This window comes from Streptomyces sp. NPDC002784 (assembly GCF_053592135.1).
This window is the reverse complement of record NZ_JBSFVD010000188.1, coordinates 1-1250: the sequence shown is the minus strand read 5'-3', so window position 1 is coordinate 1250 and position 1250 is coordinate 1. Positions and strand designations below refer to the sequence as shown.

Sequence of the window (1250 nt, the reverse complement as noted above, 5' to 3'; positions counted from 1 at the left end):
GCGGGCCCGGCGGTGCCGGCGAGCCGCTCCAGGGTGCCCACCATGCCGCTCACCCGCTCCAGCGGCATCCCGACCGCCTCGGCGGTCTCCGGGGTGAGGGTCCGCTTGGCCACGTCGCCGGGCCCGCGGGCCAGCCCGAGCAGAGTGGCCAGCGCCAGCAGCAGTCCGTACGGCAGGACACCCAGCCAGTGGCAGAGCGGAACCGTCGCGACCACCGCGGCGCTGGCCAGGTCGGCGGCGACGCTGAACCTGCGCGCCCCGAACCGGTCGATCAAGGGCCCCGCCAGTGCCTTGCCCAGGACGAGCGGTACCGCCTCGGCGAAGACGACGAGTCCCGTCAGAGACGCGCTGCCGGAGGTGACGAGCACCAGCCAGGGCAGGGCGATCATGGTCAGCCGGGTGCCGAACAGCGAGACCGTGTAGGCGCTCAGCAGTCCGTACAGCGAGACTCGGGAGGCTGGGGATGTCCGCATCGGGGCGGGGCCTTTCCGGAAGGGGCTCAATGGGCGGCGGCGGTCAGTGGTCGCTGCGGTCCGCTATCGCGCGGGCGAGATCGCGCAGCCGCGGATGCCGGTAGACCATGCGGGTGGGGATGACCACCCCGCGCCGCTTCTTCAGGTCGGCGATCACGCGCAGCGCGAGCAGCGAGTGCCCGCCGAGGGCGAAGAAGTCGTCGGTGGCCAGCACCCGTTCCCGGCCGAGGACGTCCTGCCAGGCGCCGGCGATGAGGGTCTCCAGCTCGCCCGCGGGCGCGGCGTCGGCACCGTCCGGCCGGTGCTGCTCGGACGGTTCGGGCAGGGCCGTGCGGTCGACCTTGCCGCCGACGCCCAGCGGGAGGCTGTCCAGGGCGGTCAGTGACAGCTGCGCCATATGGGCGGGCAGCCGGGAGCCCAGGTGGCGGCGCAGCGGCTCCGGGTCGGTGCCCGCGCCGGGCGCGGGGACCCAGTAGGCGGCCAGGGCGCGGCCCAGCCGGTCGTCCTCCCGTACGACCGCGACCGCGGCGGTGACGGACGGATGGTCCGTCAGGACGGCCTCGATCTCGCCGAGTTCGATGCGCAGTCCGTTCACCTTGACCTGGTGGTCGACCCGGCCGAGACAGGCGAGGCTGCCGTCCGGGCGGCGGCGGACCCGGTCGCCGGTGCGGTACATGCGGCTGCCCGGCGGGCCGAACGGCGAGGCGGTGAACCGCTCGGCCGTCAGGGCGGTGCGGCGCAGATAGCCGAGGGCGAGGGCGGGGCCGGTCAGGTACA

General features: G+C 74.8%; 2 protein-coding genes. Both read right to left on the bottom strand.

What is annotated here, in order from left to right; translation table 11 throughout:
• Window positions 1-473 (bottom strand): MFS transporter (locus ACWD1Z_RS37700; protein WP_451125461.1); only part of this gene is annotated, 473 nt, incomplete at its 3' end.
• 43 nt (window positions 474-516) lie between these two features.
• Window positions 517-1250 (bottom strand): phosphopantetheine-binding protein (locus ACWD1Z_RS37695; RefSeq protein WP_451125460.1); only part of this gene is annotated, 734 nt, incomplete at its 5' end.